The organism is Scopulibacillus daqui, assembly GCF_016908855.1.
In the GTDB taxonomy this organism is placed as follows: Bacteria; Bacillota; Bacilli; order Bacillales; family Sporolactobacillaceae; genus Scopulibacillus_A; species Scopulibacillus_A daqui.
The window spans coordinates 48500-65891 of record NZ_JAFBER010000006.1 but is presented as its reverse complement, the minus strand read 5'-3'; the positions used below and the strand labels follow the sequence as shown (position 1 = coordinate 65891).

General features: G+C 41.8%; 14 protein-coding genes. 13 read left to right on the top strand and 1 reads right to left on the bottom strand.

Features of this window, described 5'->3' with window-relative positions; translation table 11 throughout:
- Positions 1-148: 148 nt before the first annotated feature.
- The 13 genes from ilvD (at position 149) to JOD45_RS06420 (ending at position 16515) form a co-directional block, all read left to right on the top strand.
- Complete coding sequence (gene ilvD / locus JOD45_RS06480; protein ID WP_205003059.1) at positions 149-1816, top strand: dihydroxy-acid dehydratase; 1668 nt, start codon at positions 149-151, stop codon at positions 1814-1816.
- A 434-nt stretch (positions 1817-2250) separates the two neighbouring features.
- A complete protein-coding gene (gene ilvB / locus JOD45_RS06475; protein WP_205003134.1) occupies positions 2251-3918 on the top strand; it encodes an acetolactate synthase large subunit in 1668 nt (555 codons plus the stop codon).
- Positions 3915-4436, top strand: a complete 522-nt coding sequence (gene ilvN, locus JOD45_RS06470; protein ID WP_205003058.1) for an acetolactate synthase small subunit — start codon at positions 3915-3917, stop codon at positions 4434-4436. The genes ilvB and ilvN overlap by 4 nt, the downstream gene beginning before the upstream one ends.
- A 5-nt stretch (positions 4437-4441) precedes the next feature.
- Positions 4442-5506 (top strand): ketol-acid reductoisomerase, encoded by a 1065-nt coding sequence (gene ilvC / locus JOD45_RS06465; protein ID WP_338056035.1) that lies wholly within the window; start codon positions 4442-4444, stop codon positions 5504-5506.
- The gene (locus JOD45_RS06460) at positions 5493-7034 is read left to right on the top strand and encodes a 2-isopropylmalate synthase (RefSeq protein WP_205003056.1); all 1542 of its coding nucleotides are present in this window, start codon (positions 5493-5495) and stop codon (positions 7032-7034) included. The genes ilvC and JOD45_RS06460 overlap by 14 nt, the downstream gene beginning before the upstream one ends.
- 24 nt (positions 7035-7058) lie before the next feature.
- Complete coding sequence (leuB, locus tag JOD45_RS06455; RefSeq protein ID WP_205003055.1) at positions 7059-8162, top strand: 3-isopropylmalate dehydrogenase; 1104 nt, start codon at positions 7059-7061, stop codon at positions 8160-8162.
- A gap of 65 nt (positions 8163-8227) precedes the next feature.
- Positions 8228-9640, top strand: coding sequence for a 3-isopropylmalate dehydratase large subunit (gene leuC / locus JOD45_RS06450; RefSeq protein WP_205003054.1), 1413 nt, complete (start codon positions 8228-8230; stop codon positions 9638-9640).
- A gap of 34 nt (positions 9641-9674) precedes the next feature.
- On the top strand, positions 9675-10268 hold the full coding sequence (gene leuD, locus JOD45_RS06445; protein WP_205003053.1) for a 3-isopropylmalate dehydratase small subunit: 594 nt from the start codon (positions 9675-9677) through the stop codon (positions 10266-10268).
- A 66-nt stretch (positions 10269-10334) separates the two neighbouring features.
- On the top strand, positions 10335-13016 hold the full coding sequence (locus tag JOD45_RS06440; RefSeq protein WP_205003052.1) for a sigma-54-dependent transcriptional regulator: 2682 nt from the start codon (positions 10335-10337) through the stop codon (positions 13014-13016).
- A 128-nt stretch (positions 13017-13144) separates the two neighbouring features.
- Positions 13145-13447 carry a PTS sugar transporter subunit IIB gene (locus JOD45_RS06435; protein ID WP_205003051.1) on the top strand — a complete coding sequence of 101 codons (303 nt, stop codon included), beginning with the start codon at positions 13145-13147 and terminating at the stop codon, positions 13445-13447.
- Positions 13448-13459: 12 nt separating this feature from the next.
- The gene (gene celB / locus JOD45_RS06430; RefSeq protein WP_380896648.1) at positions 13460-14815 is read left to right on the top strand and encodes a PTS cellobiose transporter subunit IIC; all 1356 of its coding nucleotides are present in this window, start codon (positions 13460-13462) and stop codon (positions 14813-14815) included.
- Between the two features lie 36 nt (positions 14816-14851).
- Positions 14852-15181, top strand: a complete 330-nt coding sequence (locus tag JOD45_RS06425; protein ID WP_205003050.1) for a PTS lactose/cellobiose transporter subunit IIA — start codon at positions 14852-14854, stop codon at positions 15179-15181.
- Complete coding sequence (locus tag JOD45_RS06420) at positions 15178-16515, top strand: family 4 glycosyl hydrolase (protein WP_205003049.1); 1338 nt, start codon at positions 15178-15180, stop codon at positions 16513-16515. Before JOD45_RS06425 ends, JOD45_RS06420 begins: the two co-directional genes overlap by 4 nt.
- 559 nt (positions 16516-17074) lie before the next feature.
- Here the strand turns inward: JOD45_RS06420 and JOD45_RS06415 are convergent.
- The gene (locus JOD45_RS06415) at positions 17075-17278 is read right to left on the bottom strand and encodes a hypothetical protein (RefSeq protein WP_205003048.1); all 204 of its coding nucleotides are present in this window, start codon (positions 17276-17278) and stop codon (positions 17075-17077) included.
- Positions 17279-17392 lie beyond the last annotated feature (114 nt).

Below are 17392 nucleotides of genomic sequence, written 5' to 3'. Positions count from 1 at the left end.
TTTATCGTCAAAACCCCAAGTTACATAGGCGTCTAAAAAGCATTTCATTGTCATAGATTTTCGTGATAGGGTCACTAAAGGATCGAAAGTCTGCGTTCAAAATAAAATTCAAATCAGATCATTGATATTGCAGAAGAGGGTGGATTGTATGCGCAGCGACATGATAAAAAAAGGCATTGATCGCGCTCCGCATCGAAGTTTATTGCATGCAGCGGGTGTAAAAACAGAAGATTTGTCAAAGCCGTTTATCGGTGTTTGCAATTCATATGTTGATATCATTCCAGGACACAAGCATTTAAATAAGTTTGCTGAAGTGGTTAAGGATGCAATCAGGGAAGCAGGCGGAATCCCTTTTGAATTTAATACCATCGGCGTTGATGATGGAATAGCAATGGGGCACATTGGCATGAGATATTCGCTTCCAAGCCGGGAAATTATCGCTGATGCGGCTGAAACGGTTATCAACGCTCACTGGTTCGACGGTGTTTTTTATATTCCGAATTGTGATAAAATTACGCCTGGCATGCTGTTGGCATCTGCGAGAACGAATGTCCCTGCTGTGTTTGTATCGGGAGGGCCGATGGAAGCCGGCCGTTCAAAAACAGGCCGAAATTTATCGTTAACTTCAGTATTTGAAGGGGTTGGCGCACACAAGTCAGGCAGAATATCGACTGAAGAGCTTTTAGAACTTGAAACCAGCGCTTGTCCAACTTGCGGTTCTTGTTCGGGAATGTTTACAGCCAATTCGATGAATTCATTGATGGAAATCCTTGGCGTAACACCGCCGGGAAATGCGACAATTGTCGCAACTTCTGAAGAGCGGCATCGACTTATATACGACGCTGCTAACTATTTAATGGATTTAATTAAAAAAGACATCCGGCCGCGCGATATTATTACTGAAGAAGCCATTGATGACGCTTTTGCTTTAGATATGGCTATGGGCGGTTCGACAAATACGGTACTGCACACATTGGCATTGGCTAATGAAGCAGAAATTGATTATGATCTCAACCGCATTAACGAAGTCGCTGAGCGGGTGCCATACTTAGCGAAAATTATGCCGGCTTCGGATTATTCTATGCAGGATGTTCATGAAGCGGGCGGCATCAGCGCCATTATTAAAGAACTTTGCAAAGTTGACGGCGCGATTCACCGTGACAGAATAACGATAACCGGAAAAACAATTTATGAAAATGTGAAGGATGCGGAAATTGTTAACAAAGAGGTTATCAGGGAAAAAGATAATCCGTACAGCCCTGTCGGCGGCCTTTCCATTTTATATGGAAACATTGCCCCGGCCGGCGCGGTGATTAAAGTTGGCGCAGTTGATCCATCAATAAAAACCTTCTTGGGAGAGGCTATCGTCTTCAATTCCCAAGAGGAAGCGCAAAAAGGCATTGATAACGGTACCGTACATGCAGGGCATGTCGTCGTCATTCGCTATGAAGGTCCGAAAGGCGGTCCGGGAATGCCGGAGATGCTTGCTCCGACATCCTCCATTATGGGCAGAGGGCTCGGTACGAAAGTGGCTTTGATTACAGACGGGCGTTTTTCAGGTGCTACAAGGGGAATAGCGGTAGGCCACATCTCACCTGAGGCGGCTGAAGGCGGTCCGATTGCATTAATAGAAAATGGTGACCAGATTTTTATTGATTTGACAAAGCGGACGATTAATATTCTTGAGACAGAAGAAGAAATGGAAAGAAGACGAAAGAATTGGCAAGCGCCGGAACCCAAAATTAAAAAGGGGTATCTTGCCAGATATGCAAAGCTTGTCACATCAGCCAATACAGGCGGCATTATGAAAATATAAAACTTAAAAACAACATATCCGCTAAAAACGATGAAGAGGTAAAAGTTATAAGGTCAGACATTCACAGAGAGCCGGGCAGGTGGAAACCGGCAATGTCTCTTATATACGACATCGCCTCAGAGTGTTCAGCTGAACGGCAATCTAGTAGGTTGAACCGGGTATCTTTATGATATTCGTTAATATCACTCAACAATCAAATGATTTGATTGTTGCTGAGGCGGCGTTCGCGAGGGCGCCGTGAAATTGGGTGGTACCGTGGAAAAGAGTCTTTTCACCCCAATGCGACACACCATATACGAGTGTATGTTGTGTGCAAGGGGAGAAAAGGCTTTTTTATTTGTTTAATAACTAAAACAATTTATTGACTAAAAAAATAATGGGAGGGACAATTGGTGGCTGTTAAAACAAGTGTTGATAAAACGGCATCGGCCGAAATGAACGGAGCAGATATCTTAATCCAATCTCTTATAAACGAAGGAGCAGAGATTATTTTTGGATATCCCGGCGGTGCGGTTTTGCCTATCTATGATGCACTTTATAAAAATCCGATCAAACATGTATTGACCCGCCACGAACAAGGGGCCATCCACGCCGCAGAAGGCTACGCGCGAGTCTCTGGCAAGCCTGGTGTAGTCATTGCAACATCCGGACCGGGCGTGACTAATTTGGTAACGGGCATTGCCGATGCTATGATGGATTCTTTGCCGCTTGTCATCTTTACAGGTCAAGTTGCCCAAGACGTCATTGGAACTGATGCATTTCAAGAAGCAGATGTTATGGGCATTACAATGCCAATAACAAAATATAATGTCCAAGTCAGTGATATGAAAGAATTGCCAAGGCTTGTGAAAGAAGCTTTCCATATTGCAACAACAGGCCGGCCGGGGCCGGTGCTGATCGACATTCCCAAAAATATTTCGCAGGGAAAGGCAGTTGCACATTTTGAACCTGATATTCATTTACCGGGTTATCAGCCGAATTTAACCCCGAATTATTTGCAAATTAAGAAATTATCAGAAGCGCTGTCTCAGGCTGATAGACCGGTCATTTTAGCAGGGGCGGGCGTCCTGCATGCTAAGGCTTCGTATGATTTGACTGAATTTGCAGAACGTTACCAGATCCCTGTGACGAGTACACTTCTCGGCTTAGGAAGTTTCCCGGCAGATCACCCATTATTCCTCGGTATGGCGGGAATGCATGGTGTATATGCTGCCAACATGGCGCTGCATGAAACAGATCTACTAATTAATATAGGAGCGCGTTTTGATGATAGATTAACAGGAAATCTCAAACATTTTGCACCGCGTGCAAAGGTTGCTCATATTGATGTTGATCCCGCCGAAATCGGCAAAAATGTGAATACACATATTCCGGTTGTCGCCGATGCCAAAGAGGCATTAGTTAAGCTTCTCGAAGAGGACATGAAGACAGATACCGATAATTGGCGCCGGTGTTTAAATCAATACAGAAACGATTTTCCGCTTTGGTATAACAAAGGTGAACAAGGGCTTCTGCCACAAAGATTAATAGAAATGGTGCATCAATATACAAACGGCAATGCAATCGTAACGACGGACGTTGGCCAGCATCAGATGTGGGCAGCGCAATATTATCCATTTAAACAGCCGCATCGCTGGGTAACTTCCGGCGGGTTAGGAACGATGGGATTTGGATTTCCGGCTGCCATTGGCGCTCAATTAGCTTTCCCTGAAGAAAACGTCGTGGCTTTAATAGGAGATGGCGGATTTCAAATGACGCTTCAAGAACTATCAGTCGTTAAAGAATTAAATCTCCCTATTAAAATTGTCATTTTGAATAATGAGGCGCTTGGTATGGTAAGGCAATGGCAGGAAACCTTTTATGAGGAAAGATATTCCCATTCAATCATTCCTGTTCAACCGGATTTTGTTAAATTGGCAGAAAGTTATGGCATTAGAGGGATTCGCGTGATAAATGAACAAGAAGCTGAATCTGTTTTTCATGAAACCATAACGGCCAAAGAACCAGTGTTAATTGACTGCAGGATAAAGGCCGGTGAAAATGTCTATCCAATGATTGCGCCTGGGAAAGGACATCACGAGATGATTGGGGTGAAACCATGAAACGAATAGTGACAGCAACGGTCTTAAACCGGAGCGGTGTTCTGAACCGCGTCACCGGGCTTATGACTAAAAGACAATTTAATATAGACAGCATCACTGTCGGCCGAACAGAAAATGACGGCATTTCGAAAATGACCTTTGTTGTCAATGTTGACAGTGAACAGCAAATTGAACAACTGACAAAACAATTAAATAAGCAAATCGATGTGATTAAAGTTTCCGACATTACAGATCAAGCGATTGTCGCGAGGGAACTTGCTCTCATTAAAGTGTTGAGCAGCGCACAAACCAGAAGTGAAATTTCCGGTATTGTTGAACCTTTCAGAGCGTCAATTATTGATGTCAGCCGTGAAAGCATCACTATTCAAGTGACGGGGGACACAGACAAAATTGAGGCAATAATCGATTTGCTCAGGCCTTATGGGATTAAAGAATTATCAAGAACGGGTTTAACCGCTTTTTTAAGAGGGTCACAAAAACAAATTACTGATTTAAATTCGTACTCTCTTTTAAAATAAATCAAATCAATGAGACAAATACAGAAAGGAAAGATGGAAAAATGACAAAAGTGTATTATGACAATAACGTTCAAGAGGCAGTATTAAGAGGGAAAAAAATTGCGGTTGTGGGCTATGGTTCACAAGGCCATGCTCATGCGCTGAATTTAAAGGAAAATGGTTTTGATGTTGTGATTGGCGCTAGACCAGGAAAGTCCGCTGATCAAGCGGAAAAAGACGGCTTTACAGTAAAAACAGTAAGAGAAGCTGCAGAAGACGCGGATGTTATCATGATTCTTCTTCCGGATGAGCATCAAACAAACGTTTACAAAGAAGAAATTGAACCTGCTTTACAAGCTGGAAACGCAATCGCCTTTGCTCACGGCTTTAACATTCATTTCAGCCAAATCACGCCTCCAAAAGATGTTGATGTTTTCATGGTTGCGCCAAAAGGCCCTGGACACCTTGTTCGCAGAACATTTACTGAAGGCGCAGGCGTTCCAGCATTGATAGCAGTTTATCAAGATGCTTCAGGCGAAGCGAAGGAAACAGCGCTTGCTTATGCAAAAGGTATCGGTGCAACGCGGGCAGGCGTTTTGGAAACGACTTTCAAAGAAGAAACTGAAACCGACCTTTTCGGCGAGCAAGCTGTGCTATGCGGCGGTTTAACTTCATTAATTAAGGCCGGGTTTGAAACATTAGTTGAAGCAGGCTATCAGCCGGAAATTGCTTACTTTGAATGTCTGCATGAAATGAAGCTTATCGTTGATTTGATCTATGAAGGCGGTTTTGAAAATATGCGCTATTCTTGTTCTGACACCGCTCAATGGGGCGATTTTGTGTCAGGTCCTCGAGTAATCGATGAACACGTTAAAGAAAACATGAAAGGTGTCTTAAAAGATATTCAAGACGGCAAATTTGCCAAAGGCTGGATCTTGGAAAACCAGGTCAATCGTCCGCAATTCAACGCGATCAACGAACAAGAAAATAATCACCAAATTGCGGTTGTCGGCAGAGAGTTGCGAAAATTAATGCCATTCATTAGAAAAAAAGCTAAACAAGAGGAAGTGGTTGCAAATGCAAAAAATTGATATTTTCGACACAACACTCCGGGATGGCGAGCAGACCGCAGGCGTGAATTTGAATGTATTAGAAAAGCTGGAGATTGCCAAGCAGCTGGAACGTCTGGGAGTAGATATCATGGAAGCGGGATTTCCCGCTTCCTCAAAAGGTGATTTCCAAGCGGTAAAGACGATTGCGGAAACGATTAAGAACAGTTCAGTGACAGGATTAGCCAGAGCAAATAAACGCGATATCGATGCGGCTTGGGAAGCTTTAAAGAATTCCGAGGAGCCGCGTATCCACATTTTCCTTGCTACTTCGCCAATCCATATGACCTATAAGCTTAAAATGACACCGGATGAAGTGCTCGAATCTGCGGTTAGTGCAGTGAAATATGCTAAACAAAAATTCTCGGTTGTTCAATGGTCGGCTGAAGATGCCTGCCGTTCCGATAAATGGTTCCTTGTTAAAATCATCACTGAAGTCATTAAAGCAGGCGCTTCTGTAATTAATGTCCCTGATACGGTTGGATACCGAAGCCCACAAGAATACGGCGGGTTGTTTGCTTTCTTAAGGAATAATGTTCCGAATATTGGAAATGTTAAATTATCAGCTCATTGTCATGATGATCTTGGAATGGCCGTTGCTAATTCCCTCGCTGCCATTGAAAATGGTGCCGCACAAGTTGAAGGAACGATTAATGGTATCGGCGAACGCGCGGGAAATTCGGCAATCGAAGAAATCGCAGTAGCATTGCATATCAGAAATGACCATTATCAGGCAGAAACAAGATTGAAATTAAATGAGATTAAGAAAACGAGTCAATTAATCAGCAAATTAACGGGCATGGTCGTTCCGGGAAATAAAGCGGTAGTCGGTGAAAATGCGTTTGCCCATGAATCCGGCATTCACCAAGACGGTGTTTTAAAGGAAGCATCAACCTATGAAATTATAACGCCGGAGCTGATCGGTGTTTCTTCTAACAGGCTAGTATTAGGAAAACATTCCGGACGCCACGCTGTTAAGAATAAAATAAAAGCCCTTGGATTTGAACTCAGTGAAGATAAATTAAATGAAGTATTTGATGCTTTCAAAGCACTCACCGACAAGAAAAAAGAAATTACTGAAGATGATCTCTTTGATATTTTAACTGAAAAACAAACAGAAACAAAAGATATGAAAAAATACGAATTGGAAAGCCTTCAGCTTCAGTATGGAACAAATAACATACAAACAGCAACGGTTGCGGTTACTGCGCCTGACGGGACTTATATAGAAGAAGCTGCAACCGGCGCCGGCAGTGTAGAAGCGATTTATAACACCATCGAGAGAATAGTAGCGGAGCCGTTAGAATTGGTAGATTATCAAATCAAATCAATCGGCGGCGGAAGAGACGCCTTAGCGGAAGTTCATGTTAAAGCCATATATGATGGTGTTGAATCAGGCGGAAGAGGCTCGGCTCAGGATGTTTTAGAGGCTTCTGCCAAAGCTTATCTTAATGCTGTTAATCGTTCAATAGTTAATGAATCAATGGTTAAGCAAAAAGTAAACCTTTAAATATTAAATGGGGAGGCTATTCGAATGAAAAAAAGAATCGCAGTTTTGCCTGGAGACGGTATCGGTCAAGAAGTTATGGAAGAAGCGGTCCGTGTACTAAAAGCTGTTGCTGACTGCTTTGATCATAAGTTCGAATTCACAGAAGGTTTGATTGGCGGCGCGGCTATTGACGCTGTGGGGAATCCGCTTCCCCCTGAAACATTAGATATCTGTAAGGAAAGCGATGCGATTCTTTTAGGAGCTGTCGGCGGGCCGAAGTGGTCAGATGTTCCATCAGATATTCGTCCGGAAAAGGGATTGCTTGGACTTCGCAAAGAGATGGGGCTGTTTGCCAACCTTCGTCCAGTAACCGCCTATCGACAGCTGGTGAATGCCTCGCCATTAAAACGCGAAGTCATTGAAAATGTTGATCTTATGATAGTCAGAGAGCTTACCGGGGGAATATATTTTGGAAAAAGCGAAAGACGCGGCGAAAATCAAGATATCGCCGTTGATACGCTGCAATATGATGTTAAAGAGATTGAAAGAATTGTAGAAAAGGCCTTTCAGCTTGCTAGAGTGAGAAGAAAAAAATTAACTTCTGTTGATAAAGCCAATGTACTTGAATCAAGCCGGATGTGGCGCGAGATTGTAGATCAGATATCAGTAAAATATCCAGACGTTGAAGTTGAGCATATGCTTGTTGACTCAACCGCTATGAAACTGATTCATCATCCAGAGACATTTGATGTTGTTGTAACAGAAAATATGTTTGGTGATATTTTGAGTGATGAAGCGTCTATGATTGCAGGATCGCTTGGGATGCTGCCATCTGCCAGTCTTCGCAGCGACAGTGCAGGCTTGTATGAACCTGTGCACGGCTCGGCCCCGGATATTGCCGGTGAAAACAAGGCCAATCCGTTAGCTATGATTTTGTCAGCTGCTATGATGCTTAAATACTCCTTTCATTTAGAGAAAGAGGCGCATGCTGTTGAATCGGCAGTCACTGAAGTTTTAAATCAAGGCTATTGCACGCCTGATGTAGGCATCAGCGGAAAATGCATCGGCACGAAGGAAATGATTGATAAAGTCATGGATAAACTGAATGAAAATCATGCAATATCCGGTATTCTTTCAGCCTACGTATAGAAGAAATAATCAAAAAGATAAACGCATCCCAGCACTTTTGGATTTCGCAGAAAGGAAGATGTTTCATGCAGCCAAAAACCATCATTGATAAGATTTGGGAACGACATATTGTGCACAAAGAAATTGGCAAACCGGATTTGCTTTATATTGATCTCCATCTCGTTCATGAAGTGACATCACCGCAAGCCTTTGAAGGCTTGCGGATGAATCAAAGGAAAATAAGACGGCCTGATCTTACCTTTGCTACAATGGATCACAATGTCCCGACCGTCCACCAAAATGTCATTAAAGATGAAATAGCCAGAAAGCAAATGGATGTGCTTGAAGAAAATTGCCGGGAATTTGGCATTGCACTGGCAGGTATTCAGCATCCGGATCAAGGCATCGTCCATGTTATTGGACCGGAACTAGGATTAACTCAGCCGGGAAAAACAATCGTATGCGGCGACAGCCATACATCGACTCACGGTGCTTTTGGGGCACTAGCTTTTGGCATCGGCACCAGTGAAGTAGAGCATGTTCTAGCGACACAAACGCTATGGCAAAAAAGGCCAAAAACACTTCAAGTCAAAGTCAATGGCAAGCTCGGACTTGGCGTTACCGCAAAGGATTTGATTCTGGCAATTATTGCAAAATACGGCGTCGATGTCGGCACGGGTTCTGTCATAGAATATACGGGTGAAGCTATTCGCGATATGTCGATGGAAGAGCGGATGACTGTCTGCAACATGTCAATTGAAGCAGGTGCAAGAGCAGGGTTAATCAGTCCAGATGAGAAGACATTCGCCTACTTGAAAGGAAGAAAACATGCACCGCAAAGCGATGCTTTTGAAGAAAAAATTGAAGAATGGCGAGCGTTGGCAACGGATGAAGGAGCCGAATATGATCGAACCATTGAAATCGATGCATCTGAAGTAGAACCTCAAGTAACGTGGGGAACAAACCCTTCAATGTGCGCTTCTGTAAACAGCCAAGTGCCTATTCTGGAAAATATTAAAGAAAAGAGCGAGAGGCAAGCTGTAAAGCAAGCATTGGCCTATATGGATCTACAACCCGGCATGCCTATCAAAGACATCAGTGTTCAGCATGTATTTATCGGGTCATGCACCAACTCAAGAATGAGTGATTTAAGGGCGGCGGCTGAAGTGATTAAAGGCCGGAAAGTTCACCCGGGTGTTAGAGCTCTTATTGTTCCAGGATCGCGAACGGTTAAGAATGAAGCGGAAAAAGAAGGGCTGGATAAGATCTTTATTGAAGCCGGATTTGAATGGCGTGAACCAGGCTGCAGCATGTGTTTGGCAATGAATGATGATATTGTTCCGCCAGGCGAAAGGTGTGCATCGACATCGAACCGCAACTTTGAAGGCCGGCAAGGAAATGGATCACGCACGCATTTGGTCAGCCCGGCCATGGCAGCCGCGGCCGCGATCGCAGGGAAATTCGTCGATGTCAGACAGCTTGAGACAGCTAAGGTGTAAAGAAAGACAGAGCATTAGAAAGAAGGGAATATGAATGGAGCCGCTTAGAGAATATGAAGGCATTGTCTATCCACTTAATCGAGTTAATGTTGATACGGATCAAATTATCCCTAAGCAGTTTTTAAAACGCATTGAACGTCAAGGGTTTGGGCAATTTTTATTTTATCATTGGCGATTTGATGATCAGGGAGAACTAAGAGAAAACTTTTTGTTAAATAATGAGCAATATCGTGATGCTTCTATTTTAGTTGCCGGACAAAACTTCGGGTGCGGATCTTCCCGTGAGCATGCGCCTTGGGCTTTGCTTGATTATGGCTTTAGAGTGATCATTGCGCCAAGCTTTGCGGATATTTTTTATAATAATTGTTTTAAAAACGGCGTGCTGCCGATTAAATTGAAGGAAGAAGAAGTCGATCAGTTATTGGAAAATGCCAAACAGCCTTACTATAAACTGACCGTTAATCTTGAAAAACAAACGGTTTATGATAATCATTCTTTTCAAGCTTATTTTGATATAGACAGTTATCCCAAAGAAATGCTCATGAACGGCCGGGATGAAATTGCTATGACTTTAACACTTGATGACAAAATAACAGCTTATGAGCAAAAGAAACAAGCGTTGATTTAGGCCAACGCTTGTTTTTGTTATCATTTAGAAAAGTTTAATAACAATAATAGTCAGCGGGTGATAAAAATGAAAAGGAAGGAATTGGTTTTCTCGACATTGCAAGAAATAGCCGGTGATAGGGGAGTGAATGCTAAGGAATTGGCAGATCTTCTGGATTTAGACAGAGCTAATGTCAGCAGTGATTTAAACAAGCTATGGAAAGAAGGAAAAGTCCATAAAAGCAACGGGCGCCCTGTATTATTTTCGCCCTATAAACCGCAGCAGCTCGAGGCATTAACACGCATTGATCAATTTGTACAGGAGAATACTAGTTTATCCCTTCCCGTTGAACAAGGAAAAGCAGCGATATTGTACCCTCCCAAAGGGATGAATATTTTATTATATGGAGAAACAGGCGTTGGAAAGTCGATGTTTGCCGATATGTTGTATGGCTATGCTATTGAAGTTAAAAAAATGAAAAATAATTCTCCATTTATAACATTTAATTGCGCAGATTATGCCAATAATCCTCAGCTGCTTTTGGGCCAGCTATTCGGGGTGAAAAAAGGCGCTTATACAGGTGCAATTGAGCATAAGGGTCTAATAGAGAAGGCTGATCAAGGCATATTGTTTTTGGATGAAATTCATCGTCTTCCGGCTGAGGGACAAGAGATGTTATTTACTTTTATGGATAAAGGCTTATTCCGAAGGCTTGGAGAAACAGAAGCAGAAAGAACAGCAAAGGTGCTGATTATGGCAGCAACAACTGAAAATCCTAAATCAAGCCTATTAGAAACTTTTACAAGAAGAATACCGATGATTATTCATCTTCCGCCTTTAAGAGAACGAACCATTGAAGAACGGTATCGCTTAATTTTAAACTTTCTAAGAGCAGAAGCGGCACGATTAGGGAAGAGCCTTTATGTATCTACAAATACTATACGTTCTTTTTTACATTATGATTGTCCAAATAATATCGGTCAGCTCAAAACAGATATTCAACTAACTTGCGCCAAAGCCTATGCAGATTATGTGACTAAGAAAAAAAGCCGGCTGCAAATTAATAGTACTGATCTGCTTCATTATATAAAAGAAGGGCTTTTTAAATCGAAACATCGTCAAGATATCGAGGAAATTAAGCATCATCAATACTGCATTTTTCAGCCTGATAAGAAAGATTTATTGTATAAAGACGGGATTCAGCACCATCAAACGGTTTATGAAAAAGTTGAGCAACGTTTTAAAGATTTAAAGTCAAGGGGCATTAATGACGAAGAAATTGACTTATTGATGGAAATTGATATAGAAAATTATTTTAAACAATATTTGAAAGGTATTCATCAGCGTATAAATAAGGGGGAAATGACAAAAATCATCGACGAAAAAGTGTCAAAACTGACGGAAGACATTATTCAATATGTCGAAAAGAAATTAAATATCGTTCTCAGCAATAAAGTTTTTCTGGGCATGGCATTACATATACAGACGTCATTAAAGAGACTGCAAAGCGGCAAAAAGATGATTAATCCGCAATTAAATAAAGTCAGAACCTCTTATAAAAAAGAATTTGATGCCGCCTTGGATTGCATTAATTTAATAGAGGATAGGCTAAAAATTAATTTGCCGATTGATGAAGCTGGTTTTTTAACAATGTTTTTCGTTCTTGACAAAGAAGACATCGAAGAAGGTGAAGAAAATGTCTTAGTGGTTGTTATGATGCACGGAGAAAGTACAGCTTCATCAATGGTTGAGGTCGTACGGCAATTATTAGGTACGGAATATGCGGCAGAAGCCATCGATATGCCCCTCGCTGCCAATCCGGATGATATTTATAGAAGAGCCAAAAAATTAATTCGAACTAAAGCCCCCCGATCTGGCATATTATTGCTTGTTGATATGGGGTCTCTTATTAACTTTAAAAGAAGTTTGGAAAGTGAGCTGTCTATTCCAGTTGAAGTTATTTCAATGGTCAGTACGGCACATGTTCTTGAAGCTGCAAGAAAAGCGATGCTGGGCTATTCATTGGATGAGTTGTATGAAGACTTAAAACACACAGTGTCTATCTATTCATCCAATGGATCAGGCTGCCGATATTCAGCGGCACCCGCTTACAAAGGAGCGATTGTTGTCGCATGTACTACTGGTAAAGGAAGCGCCGTCGCTCTTAAGAAAATGTTAGAAAGCCAATTGCGGTTGAATCATGATTTCATTCAAATTATTCCGGTGAAAATCCCCGAGTCTGATGAGGATCACTTACTGACATCGATAAAAAAAGAAAGAAGAATTGTATGTATTATCAGCAACTTCCATTTTAAAGAAGATTGCCCTCATTACAGTATAGAAGATATTCTTAACTTTACAGCGATTAAAAAGATCCAAACACTCATTGAAATAGAAGAAACGTACTTGAAAATGTCCGAAACGATAGATAGCCATCTGGTAAATATTTCAGGAGAAACTGTCATTTTTGATATAAGAACTTGCCTGTCCCAAATACAAACTGCATTAAACAGGACAATCGATCATCATGATTTAATAGGCATTGTCCTTCATATGAGCTGTATGATTGACCGTCTATTGTCTAATAAAAAAACGGTCCTATATGAAGGAAAGGAAGTGTTAATAGAAAGAAATCTGCATTTATATACCATTATTAAGGATGCTGTCAAACCTATTGAAGAGAAATATAACATTAAGATAAGTGATGATGAATGCTGTTATATGATGAATGTTTTGATTTTAAATCAAGACAAGCCACACACTGGCTGAAATGGCCGACACACTTCCAGAAAGTTAACACACTATCAAATAAACTTTAATAAAACCTATCAGTTAAGGTGTTGGCATAAAGGTTGCATGACTAAAATTGAAATCGCTTTCAAATGAGGGGGTTATTTATGAATATTTTATTATGTTGCGCAGGCGGTATGTCCACAAGCTTATTAGTTACAAAAATGAGGGAGGCGGCTGAGGGCAAAGGTATGGAGATTAATATTTCAGCGGTAGGCCTCAATGAAGTGGACCAGCATATAGATGATGCTGATATATTGCTGCTTGGTCCGCAAGTCCGTTATAAACTAGTTGAGCTAAAAAAATTAACAGAAGAAAAGGGCATCCCCATTGATGTTATTAATCCTATAGACTACGGCATGGTTAACGGAAAAAATGTTCTCGAACATGCTTTAACTTTTCAAAAGTAGGGGGTGCAGCGCTTGAACGCTTTAATGGGTTTTTTGGAAAAGTATATGCTGCCCGTAGCGGAGAAAATTCAAGGACAAAAACATCTGCAATCTGTTCGGGACGGCATTATCCTTGCCATGCCATTAATCATCGTTGGATCTATATTTTTAATTATCGCCAACTTGCCGATACCTGGATTTAGTCATTTTATGGCAGGCGTGTTTGGGGCTGATTGGTCAAAAAAGTTCAGCTATCCGATTAATGCAACGTTTAGCATCATGTCTATTATTGTCTGCTTTGGCATCGCCTATCGTCTAGCTGAAAGGCATAAGGTTGATGCGCTGTCTTCAGGCGCTATTGCTTTATCTGCCTTCATCCTTTCGACGCCGCAAGTCCTGATGTTTACGCCAGAAGGCGCCAAAAAAGCAATTGAAGTACCCGGTGTCATACCGGTTACGCTTATGGGCAGCCAAGGTTTATTTGTTGCTATGATTATTGCTTTATTTTCTGCGGAAGTTTATAGGAAAGTTATTCAAAAAGAATTTGTTATTAAAATGCCCCAAGGTGTACCGCCGGCTGTATCTAAATCTTTTACTGCTTTAATTCCAGCTTTTATTGTATTAACGATTGTTTGGATAGTCCGGCTCATATTAGAGGCCACATCCTTACAGGATCTTCACCATCTCATCAATCTCATCATAACCACGCCTCTAAGCTTTTTGGGGGGCAGTCTATGGGGGATGCTAATCGCTGTTCTTGCCATTCAATTGTTATGGTGCTTTGGATTGCACGGCGATGCCATTATCGTCGATAGTTTAATGGCACCGATTTGGCTCGCACTCATGGATCAGAATCGACAAGTTTATATGGCTAACCACCATGCAGATCTGCCAAATATTATTACTGCACCTTTTTATAATATTTGGGTCACAGCTGGCGGCTCAGGATTGACTCTCGGCCTGGTACTATTGATGATGTTTAGAGCACGAAGCAAACAAATGAAGCAATTAGGCAAAATCGCTGCAGCGCCAAGCCTTTTCAATATTAATGAACCAGCGATTTTTGGTACGCCGATTGTCATGAATCCGATCATGATGATTCCATTTATACTGACACCGCTTATCGTCGTGTTAGTCACTTATTTTTCCATGGCCTCAGGGCTTGTTGCAAAGCCAAACGGAGTGCTGATTCCTTGGACGACGCCTCTCGGTATTAGCGGATTTTTGGCAACTGGTAAGATCTCGGGCGGTGCGGTTCAAATTGTCAATCTTATCATTTCAATTTTGATTTACTACCCATTTTTACGGCTTTACGATAAGCAGAAATATCAAGAAGAACATACACCTTCTCAAACAAATGAATCATTTGATGGGTCTGTAAATGTTTAAATTTGTTAACTGTGATAAAAAGGGGAGAAGCACTTCATGTCATTAGGCGAAGAAATCATTTTCCGCATCATTTTACACGGCGGCAATGCACGAAGCTTAGCAATGGAAGCGGTATCCCTTGCCAAAAACGGAAATTTTGATAAAGCAAAAGAAAAATTGAGGGAATCTTCTGAAGAGATATCCGAGGCGCATAAAACGCAAACAACACTGATACAGAAAGAAGCTGGAGGCGAAAAAACGAATGTTTCTCTTCTCCTTGTTCATGCGCAGGATCACTTAATGAATGCTTTGACAATACAGGATTTTGCAAAAGAATTTGTGGATCTTTATGAAAAATTATTTATTTCCGGAGGAGTGAAATTGTGAAAGGCATTAAAATTGTAACCATCGGCGGCGGTTCCAGCTATACTCCTGAACTTGTTGAAGGCTTAATAAAACGGTACGAGACGCTTCCGGTTCGCGAACTTTGGCTCGTTGATATTCCAAAAGGCAAAGAGAAATTGGAAATTGTCGGCGCACTGGCCAGAAGAATGGTTGAAAAAGCGGGTGTTCCGATGGAGATTCATTTAACGTGTGACAGAAGAGAAGCGCTTAAAGATGCTGATTTTGTAACAACACAGATTAGAGTCGGCTTTCTTGCAGCAAGAGCCAAAGATGAAAGAATCCCGTTAAAATATGGCGTTATTGGCCAAGAAACCAATGGTCCAGGAGGTCTGTTTAAGGCGCTCCGAACCATACCGGTGATTCTCGATATTTGCCGTGATATTGAGCAATTATGCCCAAACGCCTGGCTGATCAATTTCTCCAATCCTGCCGGGCTCATCACGGAAGCGGTTCTTCGTTACAGCCCTATAAGAAAGGCTGTCGGACTCTGCAACTTGCCTATTGGCATGAGAATGAATGTGGCGCGATTATTAGAGGTTAACGCTGATCGCATTCATATCGACTTTGCCGGTTTAAATCATATGGTATTTGGTTTGAATATTTACCTTGACGGCAAGGAGGTGACAGATAGAGTACTGGATCTTATTGCTTCAGGGGAAGCCGGAGACACAGTTAAGAACATTCCCGATTTTCAATGGGAACAAGACTTTATTAAAGCACTGGGAATCTTACCGTGTCCATATCACCGCTATTATTATCAGACAAAGCAAATGCTTGATGAACAATTAAAAGATTATAAAAGAAATGTGACAAGGGCAGAAGTGGTGCAACAGTTAGAAAAAGAACTGTTTGAATTATACAGGGACCCTCACTTAAATATTAAACCGCCGCAATTAGAAAAACGGGGCGGCGCCTATTACAGCGATGCAGCATGCAGTCTTATTGATTCCATTTATAATGATAAAAAAGATATACAAACGGTTAATGTGAGAAATAACGGTGCTATTAGCGGCATCCCGGCAGATTCCGCTGTTGAAATTAATTGTGTCATTACAAAAGACGGCCCTCGGCCAATCTCAGTTGGAGAGCTTCCTGTTCCAGTTCAAGGCTTGGTTCAACAAATTAAGTCGTTTGAGCGGACCGCAGCTGAAGCAGCCGTTACAGGCGATTATCATAAGGCGCTCCTTGCAATGGCCATCAATCCTTTAGTGCCGTCAGATGCTGCGGCTAAACAAATGCTTGATGAAATGCTTGAAGCCCATAAGGGTTATCTGCCGCAATTTAAGGGTTTGCAATCGGCAAATGCATCATATTGAGGTGCAGAGAGAAAGGTGTTCTCTGCACGCTTTTTTTATTTTGCGAAGCCGTTTGGCTGTTTGCAGTAAGGGATGCCAGATTGGCGACTTTCATTAAGTATCAGGTGTATATAGACATTAATCTATCAAATTGATAAAAACGGCCATTTTTGAGAGAGATAATGAATATAACTATATCTTTAACCTACAGTGACACATATAATGCCATTGTATAAGCGGATAAGGAAAGCTTCTAATAGCGGAGAAAATTTTTAAATCTAATAGACGGTTATAACGGGTTAAAATTCTATAATAGGAGGAGGACATTTGTATATATGTCTCATCAATCTTCCCGCCATACAGTGAGTGTCAGTCATGTGTCAGAACGCCTTGAAAGTTCCGGATCGGCCGGCCGGCGGTCAAACCGGAACAGTTCTACCGGGAATCGCAAGCATAACGAGGTTTTAGAAGCCGTTGAAGCAGCAAAGCAAGCTGGGACAGATAAATATATGTACAATGAGCCATGGGAAACGTCTAATGAATATCGCTCTTCCACTAGAAGCTCTCGGGCTTCAAGAAGTCAATCACACGCCAGAAGATCCTGCTTTTCAGGACGATCGAGAAGGTCCAGAAGCTCCCGCATTTCAGGGCGATCGAGCAGGTCGAGAAGAACCAGAAGCTCCCGCATTTCAGGGATATCCAGCAGGTCAATAAGGTCAAGAAGTTCAAGAAGAACACATCGTTCAATACGAACGGGCAGATCTAAGGCATCGTCATGCTTCAATCATAAAAGACAGATTCCTAGACCCGTTCACCCAAGCGCTTCAATGGGGTATATTAAAGTCGGCAGAATATTTTAGGCGAAGATTTTTTTTGCGTTTGGTGAATCAATGTGAAA

Bases quoted from the DNA above. Each gene is read 5' to 3' on its own strand.
- ilvD (WP_205003059.1), top strand. From the start codon at position 149: ATGCGCAGCGACATGATAAAAAAAGGCATTGATCGCGCTCCGCATCGA.
- ilvB (WP_205003134.1), top strand. From the start codon at position 2,251: ATGAACGGAGCAGATATCTTAATCCAATCTCTTATAAACGAAGGAGCA.
- ilvN (WP_205003058.1), top strand. From the start codon at position 3,915: ATGAAACGAATAGTGACAGCAACGGTCTTAAACCGGAGCGGTGTTCTG.
- JOD45_RS06460 (WP_205003056.1), top strand. From the start codon at position 5,493: ATGCAAAAAATTGATATTTTCGACACAACACTCCGGGATGGCGAGCAG.
- leuB (WP_205003055.1), top strand. From the start codon at position 7,059: ATGAAAAAAAGAATCGCAGTTTTGCCTGGAGACGGTATCGGTCAAGAA.
- leuC (WP_205003054.1), top strand. From the start codon at position 8,228: ATGCAGCCAAAAACCATCATTGATAAGATTTGGGAACGACATATTGTG.
- leuD (WP_205003053.1), top strand. From the start codon at position 9,675: ATGGAGCCGCTTAGAGAATATGAAGGCATTGTCTATCCACTTAATCGA.
- JOD45_RS06440 (WP_205003052.1), top strand. From the start codon at position 10,335: ATGAAAAGGAAGGAATTGGTTTTCTCGACATTGCAAGAAATAGCCGGT.
- JOD45_RS06435 (WP_205003051.1), top strand. From the start codon at position 13,145: ATGAATATTTTATTATGTTGCGCAGGCGGTATGTCCACAAGCTTATTA.
- JOD45_RS06425 (WP_205003050.1), top strand. From the start codon at position 14,852: ATGTCATTAGGCGAAGAAATCATTTTCCGCATCATTTTACACGGCGGC.